This window comes from Streptomyces sp. CoH27 (assembly GCF_020181035.1).
Taxonomy (GTDB): domain Bacteria; phylum Actinomycetota; class Actinomycetes; order Streptomycetales; family Streptomycetaceae; genus Streptomyces; species Streptomyces camelliae.
In genome coordinates this window covers 1-3,443 of the sequence record NZ_JAIQYY010000082.1, presented here as the reverse complement: position 1 = coordinate 3,443, position 3,443 = coordinate 1, and the positions used below count along the sequence as shown (strand labels likewise).

At 68.6% G+C, this 3,443-nt stretch carries 3 protein-coding genes and 1 pseudogene; 2 read left to right on the top strand and 2 right to left on the bottom strand.

From position 1 onward, the window contains the following. Positions 1 to 292: pseudogene (locus tag LE548_RS44960) on the top strand (hypothetical protein); the annotation flags it as partial. Positions 293 to 772: 480 nt separating this feature from the next. Here LE548_RS44960 and LE548_RS44955 read toward each other — a convergent pair. Continuing rightward, positions 773 to 1,201, bottom strand: a complete 429-nt coding sequence (locus LE548_RS44955) for a VOC family protein (protein WP_225102815.1) — start codon at positions 1,199 to 1,201, stop codon at positions 773 to 775. Between the two features lie 67 nt (positions 1,202 to 1,268). Here LE548_RS44955 and LE548_RS44950 point away from each other — a divergent pair, with 67 nt between their 5' ends. Then, entirely contained in the window at positions 1,269 to 1,787 is a 519-nt protein-coding gene (locus LE548_RS44950) for a poly-gamma-glutamate hydrolase family protein (protein ID WP_225102814.1), read from the top strand. A gap of 451 nt (positions 1,788 to 2,238) precedes the next feature. Here the strand turns inward: LE548_RS44950 and LE548_RS44945 are convergent, their stop codons facing one another. Beyond that, a complete protein-coding gene (locus LE548_RS44945) occupies positions 2,239 to 3,360 on the bottom strand; it encodes an epoxide hydrolase family protein (RefSeq protein ID WP_225102813.1) in 1,122 nt (373 codons plus the stop codon). Positions 3,361 to 3,443: the final 83 nt, after the last annotated feature.

The window sequence follows — 3,443 nt, the reverse complement described above, 5'->3', positions numbered from 1 at the left end:
CCACCCCGGCGACTGCATCACCGTCATCAGCGGCCTCGGCGCCAAGACCCTCAACATCCGCAACGACAGCCACAAGCGGGTGGAGGTCTTCCGCGGAGTCGTCTGCGACAACGGCGCCCCCATCGCCACCGTCGGCCCCCACAGCTCCAGCTTCGGCGTCGACGACCTCCACACCAAGGGCATCAAGGTGAAGGACGGCATCGTCGCCAGCTTCCGCGTCGTCTGCGACGAACGCGGCGACCGCGGTGACCGCGGCGAGGGCGGCTGGGGCGGCGAGGGCGGCTGGGACTGACCCCAAACCCACAGCACAACACAGGGCCCCGGCCCGCCGGAATCGGGCCGGGAACCCCCCAACCCATTGCCGGACAACCCACCCACCACACGCACACCACCGGCCCGGACACCAGGCGTCACACCCCTGGCGCCCGGGCCGGCAACCTTCCTCCCACCTACCCACCTGGGGACATCCAGCGTCGCCAGGAGCGCCACGATCAGGAGGAAGACCCCGCCGATGATCCCGACCATGAGGCCGACGCGGCTCTTGTCCGGCGGGGCCGGGACCGGGGCGCCCCAAAGGGAGAGGGGGGTCTGATACGGCGACTGCACCGATGGAGGCATGGACACACGAACGGTACTCGACGCCGAGGGAGCCCTTCCTGGACCTGCCCCAGAAGCCCGGCTCGCAGCGCTGCGATCGGCACCATGTGCCTCTGACAGCCATGGTCGAGGTCATAGTCGGGGCCGGCGGCACACTCGTCGGCCCGGAGGATGCTCAGTCGAGGCAGAACTCGTTGCCCTCGATGTCCTGCATCACGATGCAGGAATCGTTGCCGTCGTACAGGAGCCGCACGCGTACCGCGCCGAGCGGGAGCAGTCGGGCGCACTCGGCCTCAAGCGCGGCCAGGCGCTCTTCGCCCACGAGCCCGGTGCCGACCCGCACGCAAAGATGCACCCGGTTCTTGACGACCTTGCCTTCGGGAACGCGCTGGAAGAACAGTCGTGGGCCCACACCTGAGGGATCACTGCAGGCGAACCATGAACCCTGATCCTCAGGAGACCGGGAGCGGTCGTAGTCGTCCCATGTGGCGAACCCCGCCGGCGGCGGCGGTACGACGTATCCCAGCACCTCGCACCAGAAGCGGGCGACGCGCTCGGGTTCCGCGCAGTCGAAGGTGACCTGGAATTGCTTGATCGTTGACATCGGCGCACCATAGCAGGGGAACTCCCCGCCCGAGGAGGGCCGTTGCGCCAGGGTGCAGGATCGCCTGGTGTACAACAGCAGCAGACGCACCCTCCTCGCTTCCGTCGCCGCCGTCGCCGCCGGCCTGCCCACCCTCAATGCCGTGATGGGCAGCGGCGCCACGCCGGCCGCGGCAACCGACCAGTACGGGTCCAACACCGAGCCATACGCCCATACCGCGGCCAAGGAGGGCACGGACTGGGTACGCCGGTTCCGCATCGGTGCACCGGTACAGGTCACGGACAATGCCCGCGGCACGAGCAGCCCCGTCAGCAGTACGGCGGTGATCGCACCGCACGGCGACGGCACCGAAGCAGGTACGAGCCAGCTGCGCATGGCCATCACCGGCTACATGCCCTTCGAAGCCGACACCCATCCGGCGAGCGCCGCGGTGCCGGGAGAGCCGCAGCGCGACCGCTGGACGTTCGAAGCCCCGGCCAACTCCGCCGCACAGAGCCTCCGCCAACTTGAAACCGCAGTTCAAAGGGCTGGTGTGACCGGTTCTCGAAGTGCTCACGCTGGTCGGGGGTGGCTGTCTGCGGAGTAGATCATCCGTCAGGCTGAGCTTTCGGCGGCACTCGGAGCGGGTTTGCTTACAGTCAGGGGGGTGGTTGGCGAGCTCTTCGCGGAGTGCGGGGACGAGGGTGAAGCGGGCGGTGTGGGGTACTTCGTCGCGCATCTCCCGCTCCGGGTGCGGCACGGACTACCGGCCGGGGCTTCACACTTGGGGCATTCGTTGTGTTCTACCGCACTCGCGGCTTGATCGGGCGCCAGGACCACCCCGGCAGTCTCTCGGAACCGTTTCGCACTACGCCCTGGTTCTGAGAGGTTTTCTGCGAATGGCGACCTGCGGAAACGTGATCACTCGCGGGCCGTTCGCAGAACTCTCGCAACTGGTCATTCAGGAGAACGCGGTGCGCGGCCGTCGTTTTGCCGTTGACCCGGGGGGACGGACAGGACCATCTCCTGGGCACGGGCTTCCCAGGGGGGACGGACCGTCAGCGGAACAGGCGGAAGAATCCGCGCACCTGCTTGACCAGCGACTCCGGCTGCTCCAGCGCGGCGAAGTGGCCGCCGTGCGGCAGCTCCTCGAACCAGCGCAGGTCGGTGAACCGCAGCTCGGCCTCCCGCCTCGACGGGCGGGTTATGTCGCGCGGGTAGACCGACAGCCCGGATGGCGCGGTCACCTTGTCCCGGAAGTTGGCGAAGCTCTCCCAGTACAGGCGCGCCGACGACGTGGCCGACGCGGTGAACCAATAGACCGAGATCTCGTCGAGGATCGTCTGCCGCGACAACGCGTCCTCGGGATGGCCGTCGTTGTCCGTCCACGCCCAGAACTTCTCGGCGATCCAGGCGGCCTGCCCGGCCGGGGAGTCGGTGAGGCCGTAGCCGAGCGTCTGCGGCCGGGTCGCCTGGATCGCCGAGTATCCCCGGCCGGTGCGCTGCATCTCCTTCTCGGCCTTGAGATTCGCCAGCTCCGCGGGCGTCGGGTCGTTGAACGTGCCCGCCGCCACGGATCCCAGGTTCAGGTGGACGCCGGCGACCCGATCGGGCGCCACTTCGCCCAGCGCCGCGGACACCGCCGAACCCCAGTCACCGCCCTGCGCTCCGTACCGTTCGTAACCCAGCGAGACCATCAATGTGTCCCAGGCGCGCGCGGTGCGAGTGATGCCCCACCCGGTCGTCGACGGCTTGTCACTCCAGCCGTACCCGGGCAACGACGGCGCGACCACGTGGAACGCGTCCGCCGGGTCACCGCCGTGCGCGCGGGGGTCGGTCAGCGGGCCGAGGACCTCCAGGAATTCGAGCACCGAACCCGGCCACCCGTGCGTGAGCACGAGCGGGAACGCGTCCGGCTCCGGCGAGCGGACGTGCAGGAAGTGGATGCCCAGCCCGTCGATGGTGTCGCGGTACTGCGGGAACACGTTCAGCCGCTCGGCGAACCCGAAGTCGTAGTCCTCGGCCCAGCTGCGGCACAGCTCCTGTGCATACGCCAGCGGCAGCCCCTGTGACCAGTCGTCCACCGGCTCGCGCTCGGGCCACCGTGTCCGTCGCAGTCGTTCACGCAGCTCCGCGATCTCGGCTTCGGTGATGCTGACCTCGAATGGCTCGGCGGACATGGCAAGGCCCTACCTTTCTGATGGGTTCGAAATGATCATTCGTAAGATCAGCGGGACCCAGGGGCTCTGGGCATGGCAGATGG

Bases quoted from the DNA above. Each gene is read 5' to 3' on its own strand.
- LE548_RS44955 (WP_225102815.1), bottom strand. From the start codon at position 1,201: ATGTCAACGATCAAGCAATTCCAGGTCACCTTCGACTGCGCGGAACCC.
- LE548_RS44945 (WP_225102813.1), bottom strand. From the start codon at position 3,360: ATGTCCGCCGAGCCATTCGAGGTCAGCATCACCGAAGCCGAGATCGCG.